General features: G+C 58.7%; 21 protein-coding genes and 6 tRNA genes. All 27 read left to right on the forward strand.

The genetic code is table 11. The features are described from left to right. Positions 1–38: 38 nt before the first annotated feature. On the forward strand, positions 39–959 hold the full coding sequence (locus DW943_RS04395; RefSeq protein WP_117647503.1) for a dihydrodipicolinate synthase family protein: 921 nt from the start codon (positions 39–41) through the stop codon (positions 957–959). 170 nt (positions 960–1,129) lie between these two features. Beyond that, positions 1,130–2,095, forward strand: a complete 966-nt coding sequence (locus DW943_RS04400) for an ROK family protein (protein ID WP_022094876.1) — start codon at positions 1,130–1,132, stop codon at positions 2,093–2,095. 140 nt (positions 2,096–2,235) lie between these two features. Continuing rightward, a complete protein-coding gene (locus DW943_RS04405) occupies positions 2,236–2,922 on the forward strand; it encodes an N-acetylmannosamine-6-phosphate 2-epimerase (protein WP_117862279.1) in 687 nt (228 codons plus the stop codon). 101 nt (positions 2,923–3,023) lie between these two features. Next, on the forward strand, positions 3,024–3,944 hold the full coding sequence (gene rapZ, locus DW943_RS04410) for an RNase adapter RapZ (protein WP_022094878.1): 921 nt from the start codon (positions 3,024–3,026) through the stop codon (positions 3,942–3,944). 6 nt (positions 3,945–3,950) lie between these two features. Then, positions 3,951–4,880 carry a DNA-binding protein WhiA gene (gene whiA, locus DW943_RS04415; RefSeq protein WP_117862280.1) on the forward strand — a complete coding sequence of 310 codons (930 nt, stop codon included), beginning with the start codon at positions 3,951–3,953 and terminating at the stop codon, positions 4,878–4,880. Between the two features lie 193 nt (positions 4,881–5,073). Continuing rightward, entirely contained in the window at positions 5,074–6,099 is a 1,026-nt protein-coding gene (gene gap / locus DW943_RS04420; RefSeq protein WP_022094880.1) for a type I glyceraldehyde-3-phosphate dehydrogenase, read from the forward strand. 140 nt (positions 6,100–6,239) lie between these two features. After that, the gene (gene pgk, locus DW943_RS04425; protein ID WP_117564871.1) at positions 6,240–7,430 is read left to right on the forward strand and encodes a phosphoglycerate kinase; all 1,191 of its coding nucleotides are present in this window, start codon (positions 6,240–6,242) and stop codon (positions 7,428–7,430) included. Then, on the forward strand, positions 7,423–8,190 hold the full coding sequence (gene tpiA / locus DW943_RS04430; RefSeq protein WP_089572945.1) for a triose-phosphate isomerase: 768 nt from the start codon (positions 7,423–7,425) through the stop codon (positions 8,188–8,190). The genes pgk and tpiA overlap by 8 nt, the downstream gene beginning before the upstream one ends. Positions 8,191–8,195: 5 nt before the next feature. Continuing rightward, on the forward strand, positions 8,196–9,749 hold the full coding sequence (gene gpmI / locus DW943_RS04435; protein ID WP_117862281.1) for a 2,3-bisphosphoglycerate-independent phosphoglycerate mutase: 1,554 nt from the start codon (positions 8,196–8,198) through the stop codon (positions 9,747–9,749). A 164-nt stretch (positions 9,750–9,913) separates the two neighbouring features. Next, entirely contained in the window at positions 9,914–10,168 is a 255-nt protein-coding gene (gene secG, locus DW943_RS04440) for a preprotein translocase subunit SecG (protein WP_006236144.1), read from the forward strand. 290 nt (positions 10,169–10,458) lie between these two features. Next, complete coding sequence (locus DW943_RS04445) at positions 10,459–12,135, forward strand: ABC transporter substrate-binding protein (RefSeq protein WP_117862282.1); 1,677 nt, start codon at positions 10,459–10,461, stop codon at positions 12,133–12,135. A 156-nt stretch (positions 12,136–12,291) separates the two neighbouring features. Further along, positions 12,292–13,329 carry an ABC transporter permease gene (locus DW943_RS04450; RefSeq protein ID WP_117862283.1) on the forward strand — a complete coding sequence of 346 codons (1,038 nt, stop codon included), beginning with the start codon at positions 12,292–12,294 and terminating at the stop codon, positions 13,327–13,329. A 14-nt stretch (positions 13,330–13,343) separates the two neighbouring features. After that, positions 13,344–14,279: an ABC transporter permease gene (locus DW943_RS04455; RefSeq protein ID WP_117584279.1), complete on the forward strand. Its 936-nt coding sequence runs from the start codon at positions 13,344–13,346 to the stop codon at positions 14,277–14,279. Positions 14,280–14,281: 2 nt separating this feature from the next. Beyond that, a complete protein-coding gene (locus DW943_RS04460) occupies positions 14,282–15,373 on the forward strand; it encodes an ABC transporter ATP-binding protein (protein ID WP_117862284.1) in 1,092 nt (363 codons plus the stop codon). Beyond that, on the forward strand, positions 15,373–16,401 hold the full coding sequence (locus DW943_RS04465; protein ID WP_022094888.1) for an ABC transporter ATP-binding protein: 1,029 nt from the start codon (positions 15,373–15,375) through the stop codon (positions 16,399–16,401). The genes DW943_RS04460 and DW943_RS04465 overlap by 1 nt, the downstream gene beginning before the upstream one ends. Before the next feature lie 592 nt (positions 16,402–16,993). Further along, a tRNA-Leu gene (locus tag DW943_RS04470) sits at positions 16,994–17,083 on the forward strand. A 59-nt stretch (positions 17,084–17,142) separates the two neighbouring features. Then, positions 17,143–19,488: a SpoIIE family protein phosphatase gene (locus tag DW943_RS04475; protein WP_117862285.1), complete on the forward strand. Its 2,346-nt coding sequence runs from the start codon at positions 17,143–17,145 to the stop codon at positions 19,486–19,488. A gap of 78 nt (positions 19,489–19,566) precedes the next feature. Next, on the forward strand, positions 19,567–20,313 hold the full coding sequence (locus DW943_RS04480; protein WP_117862286.1) for an anti-sigma factor antagonist: 747 nt from the start codon (positions 19,567–19,569) through the stop codon (positions 20,311–20,313). A gap of 105 nt (positions 20,314–20,418) precedes the next feature. After that, positions 20,419–20,494 (forward strand) — tRNA-Gly (locus tag DW943_RS04485). A gap of 34 nt (positions 20,495–20,528) precedes the next feature. Next, positions 20,529–20,602, forward strand: a tRNA-Cys gene (locus DW943_RS04490). 42 nt (positions 20,603–20,644) lie between these two features. Then, positions 20,645–20,720 (forward strand) — tRNA-Gly (locus DW943_RS04495). A gap of 178 nt (positions 20,721–20,898) precedes the next feature. After that, on the forward strand, positions 20,899–22,632 hold the full coding sequence (locus tag DW943_RS04500; protein ID WP_117862287.1) for a glycoside hydrolase family 13 protein: 1,734 nt from the start codon (positions 20,899–20,901) through the stop codon (positions 22,630–22,632). Between the two features lie 141 nt (positions 22,633–22,773). Continuing rightward, a tRNA-Gly gene (locus tag DW943_RS04505) sits at positions 22,774–22,849 on the forward strand. A gap of 3 nt (positions 22,850–22,852) precedes the next feature. After that, positions 22,853–22,927 (forward strand) — tRNA-Val (locus DW943_RS04510). A 155-nt stretch (positions 22,928–23,082) separates the two neighbouring features. Continuing rightward, complete coding sequence (locus DW943_RS04515) at positions 23,083–23,712, forward strand: 4'-phosphopantetheinyl transferase superfamily protein (protein WP_117862288.1); 630 nt, start codon at positions 23,083–23,085, stop codon at positions 23,710–23,712. A 29-nt stretch (positions 23,713–23,741) separates the two neighbouring features. Beyond that, on the forward strand, positions 23,742–24,359 hold the full coding sequence (locus DW943_RS04520) for a TetR/AcrR family transcriptional regulator C-terminal domain-containing protein (protein ID WP_117655264.1): 618 nt from the start codon (positions 23,742–23,744) through the stop codon (positions 24,357–24,359). A gap of 321 nt (positions 24,360–24,680) precedes the next feature. Further along, the gene (locus DW943_RS04525) at positions 24,681–25,967 is read left to right on the forward strand and encodes a thiolase family protein (RefSeq protein WP_233502615.1); all 1,287 of its coding nucleotides are present in this window, start codon (positions 24,681–24,683) and stop codon (positions 25,965–25,967) included. Positions 25,968–25,980 lie beyond the last annotated feature (13 nt).

Consider the following 25,980-nt stretch of genomic DNA (forward strand, 5'->3'; position numbering starts at 1 on the left):
GGCATAGGGCCGCCCGCCAGACAACTAAGGAGATTCTTGTGGCAACTCAGAAATTCACCGGCGTTATCCCTCCCGTCGTTGTTCCCGATACCGAAGATCACCAGCTCGATGTTGTCTCCTTTGAGCGCAGCATCAACCGCATGATCGATGCCGGCGTCGATGGCCTGTTCTTCCTGGGATCCTCGGGCGAGGTCGTCTTCTCCACCGACGAGCGCCGTCGCCAGATTATCGCCGAGGCCGTGCGCATCGTCGATCACCGCGTGCCTGTTCTGGTCGGCATCATCGATACCGAGACCGAGCGCATGATCGAGCACGGTAAGGTCGCTCAGGAGCTGGGCGCCGATGCGCTTGTCGCCACCTGCCCGTTCTATGCCCTGCAGGGCATGACCGAGGTCGAGGAGCACTTCCGCATCCTGCACGAGGAGCTTGACCTGCCCATCTTTGCCTATGACATTCCCGTGTGCGTTCACACCAAGCTCCCCTGGAAGCTCCTTGCCAAGCTCGGCGCCGAGGGCGTCCTTGCTGGCGTCAAGGATTCCTCGGGTGATGACATCTCGTTCCGCTACCTCGTTCAGGAGAACGAGAAGAATGGCCATCCGATGAGCATCCTCACCGGTCACGAGGTCGTTGTCGACGGCGCTTACCTCGGTGGCGCCGACGGCTCTGTCCCGGGCCTTGCCAACGTTGAGCCCGAGGGCTACGTGCGCCAGTGGAAGGCCGCTCAGGCCGGCGACTGGGCTACCGTCAAGGCCGAGCAGGATCGCCTCAATGAGATTTCGCACATCTGGGACGTCACCTCGGGCGTCCAGGGCTATGCCGGTGGCGTCGGCGCCTTCAAGACCGCTATGAACCTCATGGGTATCTTCGACAGCCCGACCATGCCGCGCCCGGTGAAGGCCATGACCGGCGAGAACGTCGAGGCGATTAGGAAGGTCCTTCAGGACAACGGTCTCCTGTAAAGCTTCCCAGGCACCCGACCTCGCACCTCAACCGTGTGGCCATGACTATTAGGTCAATGGCCACACGGTTTCTCGGCGATCTTGGGCACCAGGAAAACCTTTACTGCGCTGTGACGGCTAGCCTGACGGCGCATTTCCTGTAGTTGTTTTTATCTCCGAAGGAGAGCGACATGGAGAACAAGTACGTCTGCTCTGTCGATATCGGCGGAACTAAAATTGCGACTGCCATCATGGAGTACCCGGCTGACGGTAGTGTGCCCCATCCCGTTTTTGAGGCCGAGGTTCCCACCGAGGCCCAAGAGGGCGGCGAGGCCGTCTTCCAGCGTATCGAGGCGTCCATCAAGGCTGCTCTCGAGGCAAATCCCGATGTCGAGGTCCTTGGCGTCGGTATCGGTGCCGCCGGCGTCGTCGATCCCAAGACGGGCGCCATCGCGTATGCCAATGAGATCATGCCCGGCTGGTCCGGCGTTCAGTTGGGGCCGCGTCTGCGCGAGGATCTCGGTCTTCCCGTTGCCGTTGTAGGCGACGTGCAGGCTCATGCTCTGGGCGAGGCCCACTGGGGCGTCGGCAAGGGCAAGTTCTCCGTCTTGTGTCTTGGCATCGGTACGGGCATCGGCGGCGCATATGTCGAGAACGGCCGCGTGATGCAGGGCTTCCATGGTGCTGCTGGCCATATGGGCCACATCGAGTGCTCGGCTGCCGCCGGCATTCCCTGCGCCTGCGGGCGTTCCGGCCATCTGGAGTCGGTTGCTTCGGGCACTTCCATTGGTCGTATGTACGATGAGCGCTTTGGCCGTGTCGACCCCAGCCGTCCTTCGGTCGGTCGCGATGTGAACGACCTGTGCCGTGCAGGCGACGCAAAGGCGACCGAGGTCATCCATGATGCCGGCTTTGCGTTGGGTGCCAGCTTGGGCTCGCTCGCTAACATCCTGGACCCTGAGGTCATCGTGCTTTCGGGTGGCGTGATTCACCAAGGTCCCGATTGGCGTTCGCAGACGTGGAAGGATTCGGTGCACGAGGGCTATGCCAGCCAGGCGCTCGATCCGCTTCAGGACACGCCGATCCTCATCGGTTCTCTGGAGGGCGATGCTCCGCTCATCGGTGCCGCCGAACACCTTCTTGCGTCGTTGAAGTAAACATAACTACCAAGTGCGCCTTCTGAGGTGCCGCAGATTGACGTGAAAGAGGAGCGAAGCGTACTTCGGTACGCGAGCGACGGTTTGAACGTCAAGGTGCGGCGTCTCAGAAGGCTGTTTTGAGAAAGGTTGAGTCGCACATGACCGTTGATCCTTTGATTCAATCCCTGAAGGGCAAGCTCGTCGTGAGCGTTCAGGCGTATATGGGCGAGCCGCTTCGTACGCCCGAGACCATGGCTCAAATGTCTCGCGCTTGCGAGCTTGGCGGCGCCGCCGCCATTCGCTGTCAGGGCCTTGCCGACATTGCCGCCATTAAGGGTCGCTGTGAGGTTCCTGTTATCGGCCTGTGGAAGGATGGGCACGAGGGCGTTTACATCACGCCGACGCTGCGTCACGCTCGCGCCTGCGTTGCCGCGGGTGCCGATATCGTGGCGATCGATGCCACCGATCGTCCGCGTCCCGATGGCAAGACCGTCGAGGACACCTTCCGTCCGCTGCGCGAGGAGGGTGTGCTCCTGATGGCGGATTGTGCCACCATCGAGGACATTCGCCGTGCGGTTGATATGGGCTTCGACCTTGTATCCACCACGCTTTCTCATGGTGTCGCCGCCATCGACTGCACCATGGCCGATGGCCCCGATCTTCCGCTTCTGCGTCAGGCGACCGAGGAATTCCCCGGTCTTCCCATCATCTGCGAGGGCCGTGTGCACACGCCCGAGGAGGCTCGCGCCGCGATCGATGCTGGCGCTTGGGCCGTTGTCGTCGGCACTGCCATCACGCATCCCACGAGTATTACGAGTTGGTTCAAGGCTGCGCTTGAGGCGTAAGACAGGCCTCGTATCCGCTCGGGGCGGTATACTCAATATAGGCAATTGACCGCGCGGGATCCGGGTTGCTGGGTCCCGCGCTTGTTTTCGGGAGGCAACACATGCAAAAGGGAGATGCCATGGATGCGGCGGAGCGCTCGGAGCGCATCCCCGATATCGTCATCATCACCGGAATGTCCGGATCGGGCCGCACGCAGGCCATGCACGTGTTCGAGGACATGGGCTATTTTTGCATCGATAACCTGCCTCCGCGTCTGATCGCCCAGCTTGCCGAGCTCGTCGGCATCAATACGGGCGTGGGCAGGCATCTCGCCGTCACCTGCGATTTGCGTAGCCAGGGACTGTTTGACGAGTTGCTCGATGCGGTCGCCGCGCTCGAAGAACGCGAGATGAGCTGCGACATCGTGTTCCTAGAGGCTTCTGACGAGGTGCTGATCCGTCGTTATAGCGAAAACCGCCGCCGTCATCCCATTGCCAAACCGGGGGAGACTACGGCCGATGCCATTCAGCGCGAGCGCCTTCAGCTGCAGGGCGTGCGCGATCGAGCCGATATGATTATCGACACGAGCCGTCTGCGCACCTCTGCGCTGCGCAACAAGCTACGTATGGCATTTTCCGAACTGTCCGACCAACAGCTCATGGACGTCCATGTGTTCTCGTTTGGCTTTAAGCACGGCATGCCCGTCGAGGCGGACATTATGATCGACGTCCGCTTCCTGCCCAATCCATTCTACGATCCCGAGATGCGCACGATGACCGGTCTCGATAAAAAGGTCTCGGATTTTGTTCTGGACCATCCCAAGACGCAGGAGTTTTGGAAGGCTTGGACACAGCTACTCGATACGGTGATGCCGGGCTATATCGCGGAGGGTAAACCGCAGCTTTCTATCGCCATCGGCTGCACGGGCGGACAGCACCGTAGCGTCGCCATTGCCGAGGCCACGGCCCGTTACCTGGAAGGCGCCCAGTATCACGTGAGCATCTCCCACCGCGATCTGTCGCGCGCCAACACGAAGGCATAGGCCTGCATGTCGTTTACCGCTGAGGTGCGCGACGAGCTTGCGCGCTGCGAACCCGAATGTGAATACTGCGACTTGTCGACACTTGCCGCCCTCACGCGCGTGAGTGGTACGCTCTCGCTTACCGGCTCTGGGCGGTATCGTTTGACGGTTGCGACTGAGACGGGAGCCGTCGCGCGCACGATGATCACGCTGACACATCGCATCCTTAAGCTCAAAACGGAATTCACCGTTCGTAAATCGGTCTTGCATAAGGTCCGTAATTATCTCATTACCCTGCCCGATCAACCCGACCTGGACAAGGCTCTGGTGCTGCTGGGCATTCTAGACCGCAGGGGAGGGCTCGTCGCCGGTGTTCCCCGGCACATCGTTGCCCGTCCCTGCTGTAGACTTGCCTACATCCGCGGCGCGCTCATCGCCGGCGGTTTCGTGGCCGATCCCCGCGGCGACTTTCATTTGGAGATCGCGGTGCAGGGCGAGCAATATGCCAAGGGGCTCTGCGATCTGCTGGAGCAGATTGGGGTCCATGCGCGCGTCAACGCACGGCGCGGGTCCTATGCCGTGTACATTAAGAGCGCCGAGGAGATCGAGCAGCTCCTAAAGCTGGTCGGAGCCAAGCGCAGCGTTGCCGAGATTGAGGAAGCGCGCGCGGTCAAATTGGTTAAGAACGACGTAAACCGTCGCGTGAATGCCGAGCTGGCCAATCAGACCAGAAGTGCGGGCGCTGCCCAACATCAGCTTGCGTTGATCGATGAGCTCGAGCAGCGTGGCCTTCGCGATGCGCTTCCGGATGCCTTGGCGGTCTTTTGCGACCTGCGCGAGCGCTATCCCGATCTGTCGCTGCGTGATTTGGGGGAGATGGCTGACCCTCCCTTGTCAAAGTCGGCCCTCTACCATCGAGTTTTGAGGCTTGAAAAGCTCATTGAAGCAAACAGGTAGTTTAAAGTATCGGCGTATATACGGATTTAACTGCTGTTTTATTCTTTAAAACGTTTTAACGTAAATTTGATTTTCAATTTCGAGCATTCTCGTGAAATTCAAGTCCAAAAAAAGGTATATTAGGCGAGTGGTTAGTTTGTGGGCCTCAACGGCAGGCGCTGTAGCTTGCGGGGGCCTTACGAAAGGAGACACAATGGCAGTAAAGGTTGCTATTAACGGCTTCGGTCGCATCGGTCGTCTGGCTTTCCGTCAGATGTTCGGTCATGAGGGCTCCGAGATCGTCGCTATCAACGACCTCACCTCTCCCGATATGCTCGCTTACCTGCTGAAGTACGACTCCACGCAGGGCAACTACGCTCGCGATCACGAGGTCGTTGCTGGCGAGGATTCCATCACCGTTGACGGCAAGGAGATCAAGATCTACAAGGAGGCCGACGCCAACAACCTGCCTTGGGGCGACCTCGACGTCGACGTCGTTCTCGAGTGCACCGGCTTCTACACCAGCAAGGCTAAGGCTCAGGCCCACATCAACGCTGGCGCCAAGAAGGTCGTCATCTCCGCTCCGGCCGGCAGCGATCTGCCCACCATCGTGTACAACGTCAACCACGAGACGCTGACCGCTGAGGACAACATCATCTCCGCCGCTTCCTGCACCACCAACTGCCTCGCCCCGATGGCCAAGGGTCTGAACGACTTCGCTCCCATCGTGTCCGGCATCATGACCACCATTCACGCCTGGACTGGCGACCAGATGCCGCTCGACGGCCCGCAGCGCAAGGGCAACAAGCGTCGTAGCCGCGCCTGCGCCGTCAACATCGTCCCCAACACCACCGGTGCTGCCAAGGCTATCGGCCTGGTTCTCCCCGAGCTCAACGGTAAGCTCATCGGTGCCGCCCAGCGCGTCCCGACGCCGACCGGCTCCATCACCAACCTCTACGCTGTCGTTGACAAGAAGGTCACCGTCGACGAGGTCAACGCCGCTATGAAGGCCTACGCTGCCACCATCTCCGAGACCTTCGGTTACAACGAGGACGACATCGTCTCCACCGACATCATCGGCGAGACCCACGGCTCCATCTTCGACGCCACTCAGACCATGTGCTCTGATCTCGGCAACGGCCAGACCCTCGTTCAGGTCACCTCTTGGTACGACAACGAGAACTCTTACACCTCTCAGATGGTCCGCACCATCAAGTACTTCGAGAAGTTCGTTGCTTAATTTAGCTTTTAGCGAATAGCTCGTTGAGCGTCTAAAGAAGGGCGCGGCCTTATAGGGCTTACACCCTAGGGTCGCGCCCTTTTTATAGGAAATCGTCTGCCGTAATGGGAGGCAGACACGTACGAAAGGTAGAAGCAAACATGGCCTTTACCAAGAAGACCGTCCGCGACATCGATGTCGACGGCAAGCGCGTTCTCGTCCGCGTTGACTTCAACGTGCCTATCAAGGATGGCGTCGTTGGCGACACCACCCGCATCAAGGCTGCCCTGCCCACCATCAACTACCTCGTTGAGCACAACGCTCGCGTCATCCTCATGAGCCACCTCGGCCGTCCCGATGGCACCGGCTTCCAGCCCGAGCTCTCCCTCGAGCCCGTCGCCAAGAAGCTCGCTGAGCTTTCTGGTCTGGACGTTGCCTTTGTTGCCGACACCTATGGCGAGAAAGCCGCCGAGGCCGTCGCCGCCGTCGAGCCGGGCAAGGTCCTCGTTCTTGAGAACGTCCGTTTTGACAAGCGTGAGAAGAAGAACGATCCCGAGATCGCCAAGAAGCTCGCTTCCTATGGTGACGTCTTCGTTCTCGATGCCTTCGGCACCGCTCACCGCGCCCAGGGTTCCGTCGTGGGCCCCGCCGCTTACCTGCCTGCCGTCGCCGGCTTCCTGCTCGAGAAGGAGGTCGACACGCTGACCGGCATCTTCGCCGAGCCCGAGCGTCCCTTCGTCGCTATCGTCGGCGGTTCCAAGGTTTCCTCCAAGATCGGCGTTCTCGATCACCTCATCGACTCCGCTGACACCCTGATCATCGGTGGCGGCATGGCCTACACCTTCTTCCTGGCTCAGGGCTTGACCGTCGGTCAGTCCCTCAAGGAAGAGGACTGGGTCGAGCGCGCTGGCGAGATGCTCAAGAAGGCCGAGGAGAAGGGCGTTAAGATCCTGCTCCCCATCGACAACCGCGTTGCCGATCACTTTGGCGAGGACGCTGTCCCCGAGGTTGTCGCTTCCGACGCTATCCCCGACGATCGTGAGGGCATGGACATCGGCCCCAAGACCGAGGAGCTCTACGCCGAGGCCGTCAAGGGCGCCAAGACCGTGTTCTGGAACGGCCCCATGGGCGTCTTCGAGTTCGACAACTTCGCTCACGGCACCCAGGCTATCGCCGAGGCCGTCGCCGAGGCCGACTGCACCTCGATCATCGGCGGTGGTGACTCTGTCGCGGCTGTCAACAAGTTCAACCTGGCCGACAAGATGAGCTGGATCTCCACCGGTGGTGGCGCTTCCATGGAGCTCGTCGAGGGTAAGGCCCTGCCCGGAGTGGAGGCGCTTCTCGATGCCTAATCGCACCCTTCTTATCGCTGGTAACTGGAAGATGAACAACGACGTCGCCGAGGCCGCCAAGCTCGCCGACGAGCTGGCTCAGGCTCTGCCCGAGGTTCCGGCTGGCGTCGAGGTGCTCGTCTGCCCTCCGACCATTGACATCACCACGGTTCATGACCGTATTCAGGCTGCCCCCATCGCCCTCGGTGCTCAGAACGTGTACTGGGAGGCCAAGGGTGCCTTCACCGGTGAGTCCTCCTGCGACATGCTCAAGTCCGCTGGCTGCACCTACTGCATCATCGGTCACTCCGAGCGTCGCGACTACTTCCACGAGACCGACGAGGATCAGAACAAGAAGGCCAAGGCCCTCGTTGCCGCCGGTCTTGTTCCCGTCTTCTGCTGCGGCGAGTCCCTCGAGGTCCGCGAGGCTGGCACCTATGTCGAGCACGTCGTGAACCAGGTCAAGGCTGGCCTTGCTGGTCTTGAGATCACCTGCCCCAAGCAGGTCGTCGTCGCCTACGAGCCCATCTGGGCTATCGGCACCGGCAAGACCGCTACCGCCGAGGACGCTCAGGAGGTCTGCGGCGCTATCCGTGAGACCCTCAAGGAGATGTTCGGCGAGGAGCTCGCCGACGGTATCCGCGTCCTGTACGGTGGTTCCGCTAAGCCCGGCAACATTGCCGAGCTCGTCGCCAAGCCTGACGTTGACGGCGCCCTCGTGGGCGGCGCTTCGCTCAAGGCTGCCGACTTCGCCTCTATGGTCGTCAAGGCAGGCGAGTAGGACATATGGCACAGCGTCATCTTCCTGCACTCCTGATCATCATGGATGGCTGCGGCCTTGCTCCGGCTGATGGCGAGAACGCCGTCGCCGCTGCCAAGACGCCCTTCCTTGATAGCCTGTACGAGAAGTATCCTCACACCACGCTCGGTGCTTCGGGCGAGGACGTGGGCCTTCCCGACGGCCAGATGGGCAACTCCGAGGTGGGTCACCTCAACATCGGTGCCGGCCGCATCGTGTTCCAGGAGCTTTCGCGCATCAACAACGCCATCAAGGACGGCTCCATCGCCAAGAACGAGGTTTTCGTCAAGGCTATGGACGACGTCAAGGCCGAAGGCAAGACCCTGCACCTCATGGGCCTTATGAGCCCTGGCGGTGTTCATTCTCACATGAACCACGTCGAGGCTCTGGTCAAGATGGCTGCCCAGCATGGCGTCAAGACCGTTCGCGTCCACGCCTTCATGGATGGCCGCGACGTCGACCCGCAGTCCGGTGCCGGCTACATGAGCGAGTTCTGCGCTTTCCTGGCCAAGATTTCCGAGGAGACCGGTTGCGACGCTCGCGTTGCCACCGTTTCGGGCCGCTATTGGGCCATGGACCGCGACAACCGCTGGGAGCGCATCCAGCGTGCCTACGACGTCATGGTCAACGCGTCCGATGCCGATACCGACCCCGTTGCCGGTATCAAGGCCTACTACGAGAAGGATCCGCGCGGCGACGAGTTCGTCGAGCCCTTCGCTGCCCACAACGAGGGCATTCACGAGGGCGACGCGGCCATCTTCTTCAACTTCCGTCCCGACCGCGCTCGTCAGATGACTCGCGTGTTCACGGACAAGGAGTTCGACGGCTTTGAGCGCGAGCAGATTAAGCTTTCGCACTTTGTGACGATGACCGAGTACGATCCGACGTTTGACGTCGAGGTCGCCTTCCCCAAGACATTCCCCGAGAACGTTCTGGCCGACGTTATCGCCGCCAATGGCCTGAAGCAGCTGCACACCGCCGAGACCGAGAAGTACGCCCATGTGACGTTCTTCCTCAACGGCGGCATCGAGGAGCCCAAGGAGGGCGAGGAGCGCGTGCTCGTCGCTTCCCCCAAGGTTGCTACCTACGATCTGCAGCCCGAGATGAGCGCTCCCGAGGTTACCGAGAAGCTCGTCGCCGCTATTAACGAGGATCGCGCTGATTTCTACATCGTGAACTTCGCGAACTGCGACATGGTTGGTCACACCGGCGTGTTCGACGCCGCCGTTAAGGCCGTCGAGGCTGTTGACGATGCTCTGTCCAAGGTTGTCCCGGCGATTCTCGCCAAGGGCGGCTTTGCGCTGATTACCGCCGACCATGGCAACGCCGATCACATGTTTGACGTTGCTTCCGACGGTTCCAAGCATCCGTTTACGGCTCACACCACCAACCGCGTGCCGTTCATCATCGTTGATGATAAGGCCAAGCTCACCGGTATCGAGGACGGCCGTCTTTCCGATATCGCTCCGACCATGCTCACCATGGCTGGTATTGAGCCTTCCGCCGAGATGACGGGTCGCGTGCTCGCCACCGAGGCCTAATAGAAAACAAATACCGTTTTCTAGTAAGGGGGTTGTCCACAACCGGACGACCCCCTTTTTGGTATTTCTGCCATTTCTACCCCGTCCCTAAATGGCAGGTGGGGGAGTGTTGGAGGTTGTGGTACAGTACTAGAGTTTGAATTGTTCTATTAAGGAGCTTATCTATGGGTCCGTTTCAGATTCTTCTGTTTGTCGTTTGGGCTGTTTCTGCCGTGGCGCTGACGATTCTCGTTCTGATGCATTCCGGTAAGGGCACCGGCGTTTCGGATATGATCGCTAGCTCGCTGTATAACTCCAGCTCTGCCACGGGCGTCATGGAGCAGAACCTCGATCGCCTGACGGTAATTATGGCCGTCGTTTTTGCCGTGTGTGTCGTTCTGTGCATGTTTTTCTTCCCGCAGGGCATCGTCGGCTACTAAGCATCGGCGTATATACGTTTGTAAGGGGTCCCGCATGTGCGGGGCCCTTTTTGTTTACAGACTTGTAACAGAGCCAAAATATCCCCACATACTTCGCCCAACTAAAGAAATTCTCGACCGTTAACCGGAATCAGCGCCAAATTGTGCATAAAATGCGCTACTGTATTGCAAAACGTTGGCCCGCATTGCATAACCAGCCATAACAGCGGACCGCGTTTGAATGGTTCGATTGGGCTGTCTCGACGTTGCCCGGCCGAATTCACTTTGTCCTATCTCATAAGGAGGATGGCATGGCTGATTCTATGTTCCACCAGCCCGTTATGGGTCGTCGCGCCTTTGTTGGCGGCACCCTCGCTGCGAGCTCCATGGCTTTTCTTGCCGCATGCGGCAAGAAGGGCGGCGACGCTTCCGGTTCTGAGTCCGGTTCGACGCTGAACTTCTACATCAACAACCCGGTCTGCATCGACCCCTACAACGTCCAGGAGGATCAGGGCACTCAGGTCGAGTACCAGCTCTTCGACGCTCTGACGGAGTACGACCCCGAGAAGGGCGAGATCGTTCCGCTGGCTTGCGAGTCCTTTGAGGCTAACGACGACGCCACCGAGTTCACCTTCAAGATCAAGAAGGCTAAGTTCCACAACGGTGACGACGTTACCTCCAAGTCCTTCAAGCTCGGTTGGGAGCGCCTGGTCAACACCAAGTCGGCCATCGCCACCGAGTATGGTCCTTCCGAGGTCTCCTATCACCTTTCCATGGTTGAGGGCTATGACGATCTGCTTGCCGGCAACGCTACCGAGCTCAGCGGTGTTACTTGCCCCGACGATGAGACCCTCGTCGTCAAGCTGACTTCTGCCTACGCCGACTTCCCCTTCGTCGCCTCTCACCCGGCTCTGTCCCCGGTTCCCGAGTGCGCCGAGTCCGATGTCAAGAGCTTCTACCTTGCCCCGGTCGGTAACGGCCCGTTCATGATGGACGGTAAGTGGGAGGATGGCCAGGAGATCAACCTCAAGAAGTTCGATGATTACTATGGCGACAAGGCCAAGATCGACGCCATCCACTTCCAGGTCATCAAGGACATGGAGACCGCTTACAAGGAGTTCCAGGCCGGTAACCTCGATGTCTGCGACGTTCCCGTTGCTCAGATCGACGCCGCAAAGAAGGACCGTGGCGAGTCCAAGGACGGCTACACCATGGGTGACGGCGAGCATATGCTGCTCGGTGCCGAGCCTTCCACCTACTATCTGACCTGCAACAACACGGCCGAGCCGTTCAATAACGCCGACCTGCGCAAGGGCATCTCCCTGGCCATCAACCGTGAGGCCATCTGCAAGACCATCTTCAAGGGTACCCGTACCCCCGCCGACGGTATTGTTCCTCCGGGAATCGCTGGCTACAAGGAGGGCGCATGGGAGTTTGCCGCCTATGACGTCGACAAGGCTAACGAGTACCTCGACAAGGTCGCTCCCGCTGGCGCTAACGGCGATCGTGGCATCAATGTGACCCTGTCCTACAACCAGGACGGTGGCCACAAGGAGATCATGGAGTCCATCATCGGCGACCTCGCCAAGGTGGGCGTCACCGCCGTCTCTGATACTCCCGAGTGGTCTGCCCTGCTCGAGCAGTATCAGAACTTCAACTATCAGTTCGGCCGTCTGGGCTGGATCGCCGATTACCCGATCATGGACAACTTCCTGTACCCGCTGTTCCACTCCGACTCCCTCGGTGGCGACAACCGTTCCGGTTACAGCAACCCCGAGTTCGATGCCAAGGTCGACGAGGCCCGCACCACGGTTGACGACGACGAGCGCATCGCCAAGATGCGGGAGGCCGACGCTATGGTCGCTGCCGACTGCCCGGTTATCCCGGTGATGTTCTACACGCACACCATCGCTGGCTCCGACCGTGTCAAGCACCTCTATGTCGATCCGCAGAAGCACGCCGATCTGAGTACCGCTGAGCTCGCTTAAGAGTTTGCAGCTTCCGTGAGGGTCAAGTATTTACGTAGACCTCATGGGAAACATACAGTTCCCCCTAACCTGGGGTAAACTGGCTGATGGTAATTTTGGGATGCCGGTCTGGCGATCGGCATCCCATTTAGGTTAATCCCTAGATAGGGGAGTGGTATGGGTAAGTACATCGTTAAACGTGTGCTTCAGTTCATCCCGGTATTTTTGGGCGTTACGCTGATTCTGTTCGCCCTCCAGAATATTGTGCCGGGAGATCCGATCAAGCTGATCGGTGGAGACAAGGCTCTGTCCCCCGAGGTGGAGCTTCAGCTTCGCGTGCGCTATCACCTGGTCCAGTCGGACGAGGACGGCAACGCGATCCTTGACGAGAACGGCGATCCCGTTCAAACGTCGCTCGTGGACCGTTATTTGTATTACATGAACGGTCTGCTTCATGGCGATTTGGGCAATTCGTACCAGCGCAAGCTGCCGGTTACGGAAATCTTTGCCCAGAAGTATCCGTATACGGTCAAACTTGCCGCGTGCGCTATCGTGCTCGAGGCAATCATGGGTATCGGTGCGGGTATTATTTCGGCGGTAAAGCGTTATTCCTTCTGGGATATTTTGGTAACGCTGACCACGTCGATCCTCGTTGCCGTCCCTGCTTTCTGGCTCGGTATGCTGCTGCAGCTGTTCTTCGGCGTCATCCTTAAGGATCTCACCGGCGGCGCATTCTCTATGCCGATCTCGGGTGCCGGCGGTGCCAGCTCCCAGTATCAGGATTGGATGCACTATGTGCTTCCGACCATCACGCTGGCTTCGGTTTCGACCGCCTATGCTGCCCGCATCATGCGCTCGCAGCTACTCGACGTCATGAACCAGGATTACATCCGCACGGCAAAGGCCAAGGGTCTCTCCAATCGCGCGATCATCATCAAGCATGCGCTTAAGAATGCACTCATCCCCGTCGTTACCTATATTGGTGTCGACTTCGGCGGCATGCTTTCGGGCGCCATCCTGACCGAGACGGTCTTTAACTGGCCCGGCATTGGCTTCGAGGTCTACCGCGCCATTAGCATGCGCGACTGGCCCATCGTTATGGGCGGCGTTACGCTCATCGTTGTCGTCGTTATGGTGATTAACCTGCTCGTCGACATTAGCTATGCATTCCTCGACCCGCGCATCCGCCTTGGCGGTCCGTCGGATAAGGCCTAAGGGAGGTACGTCTCATGCAGGAAACTGATTCTCAGTCTCAGGAGCAGGCTACCGCCACCAAGGCCGCATCTGCTCCCGCCAAGTCCCGCACGCTGTGGGGCGACGCTTTTAAGCGTCTTCGCAAGAACAAGCTCGCCGTTATCGGTGTCTGCTGGATCATCGTCGTCGTTTTGGTTGCCCTGACCGCCGACCTGTGGGCTAAGCCCTGGCTCGGCTCTCCTACGGCTTCCGACTCGACCACCATGGCCGAGACGTCGCTGCTGGCTCCGTGTGCCGAGCACCCGTTTGGCACCGACGCCCTTGGCCGCGACATTCTCGTTCGTGTTATCTACGGTGCACGTGTTTCGCTTTCCGTCGGTATTATGGCCACCGCCATCTCCACGGTGATCGGTCTGGTCATGGGCGCCCTTGCCGGTTTCTATGGCGGCATCTGGGATACGATTATCATGCGCTGCGCGGACATCTTCCTGGCGTTCCCGTACGTGCTGTTCGTCGTCGCCATGATCGCCGTTATCGGCCGTGGCCTTCAGAACGTCTTTATCGCCATCGGTATTCTCGGCTGGCCTTCGATTGCGCGCGTCTTTAGATCCGCGATCCTCACGGTCAAAGAGAACGACTATGTTGACGCCGCCCGTGCCATGGGTGCATCCGATGCCCGTATCGTTATGCGCCATATCTTCCCGAACTCCGTTGCTTCCATCGTGGTCTACGCGACCATGAACATCGGCGGCGCTATTCTGACCGAGTCCGCTCTGTCCTTCCTCGGCATGGGCGTTATTCCGCCTACGCCTTCGTGGGGCTCCATGATTCAGGACGGTCAGCAGTATCTTCTGACTGCTCCCTGGATGATGATCATGCCCGGTCTGGCAATTCTCTCGACGGTGCTCGCCTTCACCCTGCTGGGTGACGGTTTGCGCGACGCCCTCGACGTCAAGATGAAGGACGCATAAGGATGAAGAAGAACAAGAACTATGTGGACCTGAAGGACCAGCCGGTTCCCGAGGGCCAGCATCTGCTCGAGGTCGATGACCTTAAGATGTATTTCCACACCGAAGATGGCGTTGTTCGCGCTGTCGACGGTGTCTCCTACACGCTCGATCGTGGCGAGACCCTCGGTGTCGTCGGTGAGTCCGGCTCCGGTAAGTCCGTGACCGCCATGACCATCATGGGTCTTATCTCGATGCCTCCGGGAAAGATTGAGGGCGGCGACGTTCGCTATCGCGGTCGTTCTATCCTCGAGATGACCGAGGAAGAGATGCAGCACATTCGCGGTAACGATATCGCGATGATCTTCCAGGATCCTATGACCTCCTTGAACCCGGTCTATAAGATCGGCAAGCAGGTGGGCGAGGGCCTTCGTCTGCACCGTGGCTACTCCAAGCAGGAGGCGCTCAAGCGCGCCACCGAGCTTTTGGACCTCGTGGGTATCCCCGAGCCCGAGAAGCGCGTCAATGAGTATCCGCACCAGTTCTCCGGCGGTATGCGTCAGCGCGTTATGATTGCCATGGCTCTTGCCTGCGATCCCGATATTCTGATTGCCGACGAACCTACGACTGCTCTGGACGTTACCATCCAGGCTCAGATTATTGAGCTCATGCAGGAAATGCAGGAGAAGAACGGCAACGCTATCATCATGATTACCCACGACCTGGGCGTTGTCGCCGACATGGCCGACAAGATCATGGTTATGTATGCCGGCCGTCCCGTCGAGTTCGGTACTGCTGATGAGATCTTCTATGAGAGCCGTCACCCCTATACCTGGGGCCTTATTCGCTCTATTCCGGAGCAGGCTATCGATGAGAAGAAACCGCTTACGCCGATTCACGGCAACCCGCCCTCGCTCATGAACCTGCCCGAGGGTTGTGTGTTCTCGCCTCGTTGCCCCTATGCGACGGACAAGTGCCGCAAGCAGCGCCCCGAGCGCGTTGTTACCGAGTCTGGTCATTACTCTGCGTGCCACTACTCCGGTGACCCCGAGTTCCTCAAGAACGCTCCTGAGACGTCCCGTACGCGCAAGGATTCCAAGAAGGGAGGCGAGGCGTAATGGCAGATACCAACGAGCGTACTCCGCTGTTGAAGGTCGAACACCTCTCTAAGGAGTTTCCCGCTGAGTCCGGCATGTTCGCCAAGCGCTTCTCCAAGCGTGTCGTCTCTGCTGTGAATGATATTTCATTCGAGATTTATCCGGGCGAGACCTTTGGCCTGGTCGGCGAGTCTGGTTGCGGTAAGTCCACCACGGGCCGCACCATCATGCGCCTGACCAAGCCGACGGCAGGCAAAGTGTTCTTCCAGGGCAAAGACGTTGCCGAGATGAGCAAGCATGAGATCAAGGACATGCGTCGTGAGATGCAGTTCATCTTCCAGGACCCCTATGCTTCGCTCAATCCTCGTATGACCATCGGCGAGATCGTCTCCGAGCCCATGACCATTCATGGCGTGGGTACCAAGGAGGAGCGCATTGAGCGCGTCCGTGAGCTGCTGGACGTCGTCGGCCTGAACCCCGAGCACATCAACCGCTATCCGCACGAGTTCTCGGGCGGTCAGCGTCAGCGTGTCGGCATCGCCCGCGCGTTCGCTCTGAAGCCCAAGCTGATCATCTGCGACGAGCCCGTCTCCGCTCTGGATGTTTCCATTCAGGCCCAGGTTCTGAACCTGCTCAAGGAGCTTCAGGACAAGTTCGGTACGGCTTATCTCTTCATTGCTCACGACCTCTCTGTCGTGCAGCACATTTCTGATCGCGTTGCCGTTATGTATCTGGGCAAGATGGTCGAGGTTTCGGATTGGAAGACGCTCTATAGCGAGCCTCACCATCCGTACACGCAGTCGCTGCTGTCTGCCGTGCCGGTGCCCGATCCGGATATCCAGAAGACCCGCAAGCGCATCATCCTCGCTGGCGATCCGCCGTCGCCGCTGGATCCGCCGACCGGCTGCCGTTTCCACACGCGTTGCCCGATCGCGCAGGGCATCTGCTCAGAGAAGCTTCCTGAGTTTAAGGAAGTTGCACCGGGCCACTGCTGCGCGTGCCACTTCGCCGAGCCGTTCCCGATCAAGGAATCGCACATCGACCTGTAGTCGGTTGTTTTCGTCCGGGCCCGCCCTGGTGTTACTTTTCAGAACGTCCTCGGACATGCAAGTAACCCCCGCTGCGCACTTCGTGCGGCGGGGGTTACTTGCGTCCTGCGGAATGTTCTGAAAAGTAACACCAGGGCGGGCCCTGCGGTAACTCGGCGGGGGGAGTGCGATTCCTTGATCGCTCACTTAATCTAACAGGAAATTGAGCGAGACCGGAGCTTTAGCTCCAGCCTCCCCATATAAGGGCTCGGCAAAGCCGAGCCACTAAATTCTTATCAGCCCCAGAATATGTTTAGGAACTTTGCCTGGAGCATGTTAACGCAGGGTCGGAATGGGGGCAGCTTCCCAGCGCATTCCGCAGGGGGCGGTACATTTTGTAGCGCGAAGCGCGGATAAAAATGTACCGCATGCCCGAGGACGCGCTGGGAAGCTGCCCCCATTCCGACCCGGACATACAGATCTACCAGCGCATTTATAAATTCGTAAACTTTTTTGAAAAAAGTGCTTGCACAGTTCTCGAATCATAGGTTATTATCTTCCTCGTTGAAAGCGCGGGTCTAACAAAGCGAACCGCGAATTAACAACATAGCATGTCGGAGTGGCGGAATTGGCAGACGCGCTAGCTTGAGGTGCTAGTGACCGCTTTTTGGTCATGCGGGTTCAAGTCCCGCCTCCGACACCATCGCATTTGAGAAGCCTCTTCGGAGGCTTTTTTGTTACCGATAGACGGTGGGGTCCACGATGGAAACGCTTGAACGCAACGAGTGGGCAGACGTTGCCCAACTAGTCGAGATCACGAGCGATGCTGTCATCATCTGCGAGCTCGACGGAACCATTCTGCATGTGAATAATCGTTTGCTCGATCTGATGTGCGAGGAGCGCGCTGACGTCATCAACGGTGATGTCAAGGACGTTCTGTACTCGTCTGCCTTTGAGCGCGCGACCGAACATCGTCTGCCGTTTGAGACCGATGGCTGCGAGAGTGAGCTGATGCTCAAGCTGAGCGACGGGTCCTTTATTCCCGTCTTGGTTCGCGCAGGTTCCGTTACGCCTCCGCGTATCTTTGGACGCCGCGCGCCGCGCGTCCTGGTGGCGCTTCACAGCATCGAAGAGCAGTATTCCCACGATCGTCAGCTCAAACGTGCACTATCGGAGCTTAGGGTGGCGAATAAACGCCTTTCGGGTACCCTTTCGGTCATTATGAGTACCGTGGGCTCCGATGAGCTCCCCAGCTTGCTCGATACCGTTTTGAATCAGCTCGTCGGAACGCTCGATGCCTCTGGAGCTGCGATTTATTTTTCTGAGAGCGGCGGTTTTAAGCTCCGCGGTGTTTCCAAGGAGCTGCATGATAGCTACCTTCCCGAATTTATGCCGTATGGCGCTGGCATTCCGACGTATGTTCTTCGTGAGTCGCGTGCCTGTCGCTTGTCGATTCAACAGGACCTTGAGGGCGATAGAGCCGCATCCGGTATGTTCATGGACCTGGATAATCGTTCTAAGCATCTGTTGCGCATGCAGGATATGCCTCCGTACCGCAGTGAAATCTGTCTTCCCGTTTTTTACGGTACGCAGATCCTTGGCGTGCTGGAAGTTGGTTGGAAACGCCCCCAGGCACCGCTTGCCTATGACGTTAATGTGCTCGAGGTCATTTGCGATTACCTGTCTATCCAGCTGGTCGGCATGGCATCGAGCCTTCGCTCCCGTCGCACGGCCGAGCTTGGCCGCTCGCTCAATGTCTTGCGGGATGAGTTGTTTACCTTTCTAGACGATTCCGCCGCGGCTACCCAGGCGGTATCGTCCGAGATCTGCAATATGCTCAACTGCCATTTTTGCCCTATTGAGTATGACGCCAGTCTGGACTCCTACGCCATAGATTTTGAAGGCGGCAGTCGCGTTGCTTTGCCGGACGATCCCGAGAAGCTTTTCTTTTCTACGACGACGCCGGCGGCACGTCTGGGAGCTGGCCCTGATGGCTTTGAGACATCTGTTTTGGGCGGCACGAGTGCCGAGGACCTTAAACACGTCCGTATAACTCGCGTTGACGAATCGATGCCTATGGGAGGCTGGCTTAGGGCGCATGGTCTGCCTTGCCAGGGTCTCTACGTCGACTTTGGCATCGAGGCGGGGCGCCCGCGCTCTGAGGGTGATGGCAAGCACAGCAACGACGCGATTGTTCCTGCTTCTGTTGCGAAGGGCCCGACGACGCGCGCGCTGCTGCTTCGTGATGGCAGCCAAGAGCCGATTGATGACCTTGAATATGACTACTTGGTGCACTTGGCGCATGACTTTGAGCTGATCTACGAAGGCGAATCTCAAAAGCGCGAGGAGCGCCATATCGCTCAGACCCTCCAGATCGGCATGAGAAATTCCTTGGGGGATGTTCCGGGTATCGCCGCCGATTCGGTGTACCTGTCGGCCACGAACTCGGCGTTGGTCGGCGGCGATTTCTATACGCTCATCCGACTTCCCGACGACTGCGCCGTCATGATTCTTGGTGATGTGTCTGGCAAAGGCATTGAGGCCGCATCGATGTCCGCGCTCGTCAAGACGGCCCTGACGGCCTATGCCTGGGAGGGTGCGGGGCCCGCCCGCATGGCTCGTTCGCTCAATAGCATGCTCATGGGCTTTTCGAGGGTCGAGACGTTCGTGACGGCCTTTATCGCCAAGATTGACCTTAAAGCCGGACGCGCAACGTATTGTTCGGCGGGCCATCCTCCGACCATGGTCATCAGGCCAGAGTCGATGCCGCTGGGTGGCGGCGAGGCCCGTGGGGGGGAGGTCGAGCTGCTTGGATGCCAATCGGGGGTAATCGGTGCCTTTGAGAGCATGGTATACGAGACAGGCGTGTTTACGTTCGCTCCTGGTGACATGCTATTTATGTACACCGACGGAACAATCGAAGCGCGTGACCGCTCGGGTGCTTTCTTTGGCGAGCAGCGCCTTCGCGACCTTCTGCTCTCTGTCTCGGGTGAGGGCGTGTCGGGCATTTGCAGCAAGGTCTTGGGCGAGCTTGACCGATTTACCGAATCGGCGCTGGACGATGACATTGCATTGGTGTCCCTTGAGTTTTTACGGGGTCGTTCATAGACGACGCTGGGCGGGCTGAATCCGTACGGTTGGGGAAACGAATGCATCGAGTGGGCTTTTTTGGGGAACCATGGTCGTATGAATGAGTGGAATGACATAGCGGTTTTGACGCCACCGGGTGATGTCGACATCGCCTCGGTGCCCGTGCTGCGCCGACGGTTGGATAATTTGATCGACCGGGGCGTGCGTCGCGTTGTCATCAATTGCCAGGCCGTGGGCTTTATCGACTCGACGGGTTTGGCGTTTTTGCTTACACGTGCTAGAGAGCTTATGAGGCGAGAGGGCCTGCTTTCGCTTGTTAACGCCTCCGAGGAGGTTATTCGCTTTTTGGAGATTGCCCGACTTGTCGACATCCTGCATGTTGCGGGTCCGGCACGGGAGTCTATTCCCGCCATTCCGGTTGGGGAGCTGCCTCGCTGGAGTAAGAGCGTCGAGGTCCGTCAGGGTATCGAGAATCTTCCATACTATCGACATCGCATTGCCGAACTCCTTGAATCGCTTCCGTTGCGTCGCGACGAGCGCTACGATGTCGCATTGGCGTCGGGGGAGGCGCTGGGTAATGCCTATGACCATGCGGGCGGTATCGGGTGCGTCCTGACGGTTCAGGCCTATGGCGATCGCGTTGTGGTCGAGGTACTTGATCGAGGTGCCGGCTATTCTATCGATGAAACGAGCGAACCGGTCGCATCTGAGGAGCGCGGCCGTGGTATCAAGCTTATGCGTATGCTCGTCGATAACGTGGAGGTTGCTCGTCGTGCGGACGGCGCCGGCACGCGCGTGCAGATGGTGAAGCTGTTTAGCGGAGCGCTGGAATCGTGTGCCTAGCCAATCGCTTTAGCGCGTTTAGCTACTAAGAACATGCGGCAGACAAGTTTTTTGAAAAAAGTACTTGCGTCTTTTGGACAACTCGCGTAAATTAATAACCCGCAAGCGGACATGGCTCAGTTGGTAGAGCACAACCTTGCCAAGGTTGGGGTCGCGGGTTCGAGCCCCGTTGTCCGCTCCATTGCATTTCTGGACCGTTTAGGCGGTCCTTTTTCGGCGAAGTGGCCAAGTGGTAAGGCAGAGGCCTGCAAAGCCTTTACCCCCGGTTCGAATCCGGGCTTCGCCTCCAGGCAACATCCGGGCGCTCCGGCGCCCGTTTTGTTTTACATATGCGGACATGGCTCAGTTGGTAGAGCACAACCTTGCCAAGGTTGGGGTCGCGGGTTCGAGCCCCGTTGTCCGCTCCAAACGCAGCAGCCCGACTACTACGGTAGCCGGGCTTTTTCGTACCCGTCGCTTGGGCTCGAACCCGAGGGGGAGCGAGCGTTTTGGGGCGTGTCTGTGGCGTTGTTTGCCGCGAATGTCCGCTTTGGGCGTATCATCGTGGGCATCTCGCAAAACCTCGTTGCAAGGGAGGCGCACCCCATGGCTACAGAAAAGTCCTCTTCGCGCTCATGGATGTCCGATGCCGCGATTTATCAAATCTACCCGCGCTCGTTTAAGGATTCGACTGGTTCGGGTCTGGGCGATATCGCGGGCATTACCCAGCAGATGGACTATCTTGAGCGGCTGGGTATCGAGGCCATCTGGCTGAGCCCGTTTTACCCATCGCCTCTTGTCGATGGCGGCTATGATGTGGCGGACTACTGCGATGTCGACCCACGTCTCGGCTCGCTTGACGACTTCGATGACATGATCGCTGCGGCTCATACGCACGGCATCAAGGTCATCGTCGACATCGTGCCCAACCATTCATCCAACCAGCACCCTTGGTTCAAAGCCGCTCTTGCCGCCGGCCCCGGATCGCCCGAGCGCGCCCGTTATATCTTCCGCGATGGCCGCGGCGAGCATGGCGAGCTGCCTCCCACCAATTGGAATGCCAACTTTGGCGGCCCCGCCTGGACGCGTGTTGCGGACGGTCAGTGGTATCTGCACATGTTTACGCCCGAGCAACCGGACTTTGACTGGTCATGCCCCGAGGTTCACGCGTTCTTTTGCGACGTCCTGGCGTTTTGGAGCGATCGAGGCGTCGATGGCTTTCGCATTGATGTGGCGCACGGTCTCGCCAAGGATCTCGACCGCGATGACCTCGACCGGTGGCATCTCGCCGAGGGCGATGACATGGTTGGCGACGGCACCCATCCGCTGTGGGACCGCAACGAGGTCCATGAGATCTATCGCGAGTGGCGCCGCGTGTTCGACCGCTATAATCCGCCGCGCAGCGCCGTTGCCGAGGCATGGGTGCTGCCCGAGCGCCAGTATCTCTACGCGCGTCCCAGCGAGCTTGGCCAGACATTCAACTTTGAGTTTGCCAAGGCCACTTGGACCTATGATGACATGCACGCTGCAATCGAGGAGGGCTTGAAGGCGGCTATCGAATCCAATTCTGCCTCGACCTGGGTACTCTCCAACCACGACGTGCCGCGCGTGGCGACGCGCTATGCCCTGCCGCAAATCAAGGCGACGCGCTACCACCAGATTGCGCTCGACTGGCTCTTACGCGACGGGTCGTCTTATGACGAGGACCGTGAACTCGGTGAGCGCCGCGCGCGGGCGGCCCTTTTGCTTGAGCTGGCGCTTCCGGGCTCGGCATACGTGTATCAGGGTGAGGAGCTCGGCCTTTTTGAGGTGGCCGATATCCCGTGGGCCGCACTCGAAGATCCTACTGCGACCAATACGCACGGACCGAAGCGCGAGAAGGGGCGCGACGGCTGCCGTGTGCCCCTGCCGTGGGTGGCAGCGGACGATCCCGTGCAGGGCGGATCGTTTGGGTTTTCACCGGCGGACGCCGATGCGGCGCCCCATCTGCCGCAGCCTGCATGGTTTTCCGATTACGCTGCCGATAGGGAAGAAGCGGACCCGACATCGATGCTTGCGCTCTATCGTGACGCCCTCTGGCTGCGGCGCAAGCTGCGCGGGCGCGCCAACGATCTTAAGTGGCTCGATCTTGACGGGCGCACCGGCCTTGCGGATGGTGCCGAGGGCGCTGAGGGCGGCGTCATCGCCTATCGCCGCGACAACGGCTGGGCGTGTGTGACGAACTTCGGTGCAGCACCCGTGGAGCTGCCGGCGGGCAGGGTCCTGCTCACCTCATCACCGCTTGCAGACGGCAAGCTCGCGCAGGACAGTTCTGCCTGGATCATGCTCGCTGAGTTGTAGGGGCCTCTTGCGGCGAGTTTGCGTTTGCCTGCGCTTTCCGTGGTGGCTGATGTCTTCGCGAGGTTCGAGAGGGCGTCGCAAAACTTTTCAAAAAAAGTTCTTGCATAGGATGCGGGTATCACGTAAAATTAATCCTCGTAAGCGGACATGGCTCAGTTGGTAGAGCACAACCTTGCCAAGGTTGGGGTCGCGGGTTCGAGCCCCGTTGTCCGCTCCATTTGGGCGTTTAGCTCAGGGGGAGAGCGCTTCCCTGACACGGAAGAGGTCAGAAGTTCAAATCTTCTAACGCCCACCAAATGTTCGCAGCCCAGAGGCTATGTCCTCTGGGCTGTTTTGTTTTGGTCGCCAAATGGGTCGCCAAATCGTCGGCAAAAGGTGCCTCGATTCATGAAAGAGCGGTTCTGAGCGTCAGTTTAGCCTTGTCATCTCAATCGAGTGGGGTTGACCATTTTGAACATAACCGTGCACCTCGTTGACGTTTCTGCGATCGATCCCGGCGAGACCGTTGATATGGCATCAATCGCGGGACGTTATGCCTCGCGTGCCTCCAATGGAGATCTCCCCATTGCGTCTCGGAGGGAAGCTGCGGGCGTGGGTCTGCCGCTCCGCGACGCCCTGGGTGTCTTCGACGACACCCAGCTTGCGCGTTCTGCTTTCGGCAAGATCGAGCTTGCGGATGGGGAGGCCCCCTCTATTTCCATTTCACATGGCGGAAGCGTGGCCGTCCTCGCTGTTTCCGATGTTGCTCGGTCGGTCGGAGGACCTATTGGCGTGGATATCGAGGCGGTCGATGAGATTGTACCTATTGCGGTTGAGCGTATGGCGAGCTCAAGGGAACGGGCGTGGATTGACGCTGCGGCAGATTCGCAGGAACGCGCCTTTCGGCTGTGTCGGGTTTGGACGCGTATCGAAGCCGTCCTGAAGGCGGAGGGGTCCGGCTTTTCAATCGATCCCCGCAAAGACGGGTTGCCGAGCGGATGGTTTACTTCCTCGGTGGTGTTTGGCCAGTGTGTCATCTCTTGTGCAGCGCGTTCTATGCCCCATATCGCCATTGAGGAGCATGCCTTTCGGGTAGCATAGTAGCCAATCGCCAACAGGGGAGGCCTTCTATGTCACTGAACGCTAAAAACGATATTGCTTCGCGGATCGAAGGCGCCGTCTTTGAACTTATGGCGACAACGCCTGTGCAATCGATTAAGGTCACCGACGTACTCCGTCTTGCCCATACATCAAAATCAACCTTCTATCGTTGCTACCGCTCTGTCGATGATGTGGTCAAGCGCTTTGAAGATGAGCTGCTCCAGAACATGCAAGACATTAACGACGTTGCCCTTGAGGCTCGTTTTGGTGATGCGCAGCTTGATCCCACGCCCACGATGATCAAGCGCATGGAAATCCTCAAGGCCAATCGCTCGAAAGTCCTGGCGCTTAACAGCGATAACGGTGATCCCGTGTTTGCACACAAGGCAACGATCTTCATGCATGACTATTTTCGCGATCGTTTGCGGTCGACGTTTTCGGATGAGACGGACCTCGATCTGTATCTTGCTTTTGCGCTTGCGGGCCACCATAACCTCATCCAGTATTGGCTCGAAGTCCGGCCTGACCTTGAGGCACGAACCGTTGCCGCCGCGCTCAATCGCATGTTCTACGCACCGCTCTTTGTCGACGATGCATCGCGCCATTGGCATCCGCGGATCCCTGATTTCGATAATACGCTCGGATGAACGGTCGCTATTTACGGGTAAATGGTTAGATCAATGGCGGTGTCATAATGATTTGCCGAATCCTTGCATTATTGATAAGACCATTTACCTGCTATTTGGAACGTTTTTGCCCTATGGGTCTCAAATGATGGGACACATAGGGCCTTTTTGTCCCATACGTCCTGTCTTGCCCCTCGTAAACTAAAGTCACGTTCAAGAGAACCACTGCAGTAGTTCAACGTGTGACGGCACAGAAAAGCCGCGAGCGCTCTCTCACCTTCGCTCGCGGCCGGACTGCGCCATCACTCCGTACACCTTCACATGATTAGGATGTGATATTCAGTGGTTACGCTCGGAAAGAACATGCGCAGCGTCTCGATTGTAGGCGTGGGCTGCACCCCGTTCAAGGATTTTGAGGAACATCCCGAGACCCAGGGTATTGGCGAGGGCGAGGCGTTTGGCTATGCGGCCCTCGAGGCAATTGCCGATGCCGGTCTTGAGCCCCGCGATATCGACTTTTTCTATCACGGCAGCGCCAATCCCTATCTCGTTGGCGATTGCATTACCCCCAACATGCAGGTTGCCGATTGGTTTGGCGTTCGCGCCAAGGGTTCCGTCCATCATTCCGAGGCTTGCTGCACGGGCTACGTCGCCCTTGAGCAGGCCGTGATGGCAGTCGCCTCCGGTGCCTACGATGTCGTCCTTACGGGTGCCTGCGATTTGGCTTCGACCCTTCCCGTTGAGCACATGCCCTCGCATATTCGCCAGGACTTTACGCTCGACGTCATGATTCCCTCGCTCGATAAGATCTATGACCGCGCGTATGGTCGCCCGCTCGATGGTGCCTTTGGCGTGTCGTTCGACAACTGGATCAACGAGTATTCGATGCAGTACGACCTTACTGCCGATCAGATCGATGACGCCCTGAACGGCCTTACCAAGAGCCTTCGCCGCGGTGCCGTCCTGAATCCCCTTGCCTGGTACGAGACCACGGTCGAGGAGGATGCGAAGGCGGCTGGGTTCGATACCGCCGACGAGTATCTCAAGAGCATGTACAACCCGCGCGTTACGCAGTACCTGCGCGTTACCGGCTTTGAGAAGAAATGCGACGGTGCCGCCGCTGTTGTCGTGATGCCCACGGAGAAGGCCAAGGCCATGGGTGTCCCGTATGCACCTATCGAGGTTCTGGGCACGGGCGCCTCTGCCGTCGAAGCCGGCCTGCTTCACAACGAGCACTGGGCTACCGAGCTTGCTGCCAAGCAGGTCTACGACCTTACCGGCGTGAGCCCCGATGAGATCGACCTGTTTATGTGCAATGACTTCTTCCTGGCTTCCGAGATCGTCTCGGCCGAGGAGTGCGGCTATATTCCGCGCGGCGAGGCTTGGAGGTATGCGATCGATGGCCGCACCGCTTTTGACGGCGATAAGCCCATCAACCCGCACGGTGGCCGTTGCAACTTCGGCCACGCTCATGGCGCATCCGGTATCGCCGATATCGTCGAGGCCGTCAAGCAGATGCGCGGCGTCGCCGGTGCAACCCAGATGAAGAAGATTCCTGAGACGGCCTTCCTGCGCGGTTTTGGCGGTTCTCAGAATGTGCGCTGCCAGATTCTTCGTACCGTCGCCTAAGCGACCGCGGTTT

Source organism: Collinsella sp. AM44-11 (genome assembly GCF_003467145.1).
Lineage (GTDB): Bacteria > Actinomycetota > Coriobacteriia > Coriobacteriales > Coriobacteriaceae > Collinsella.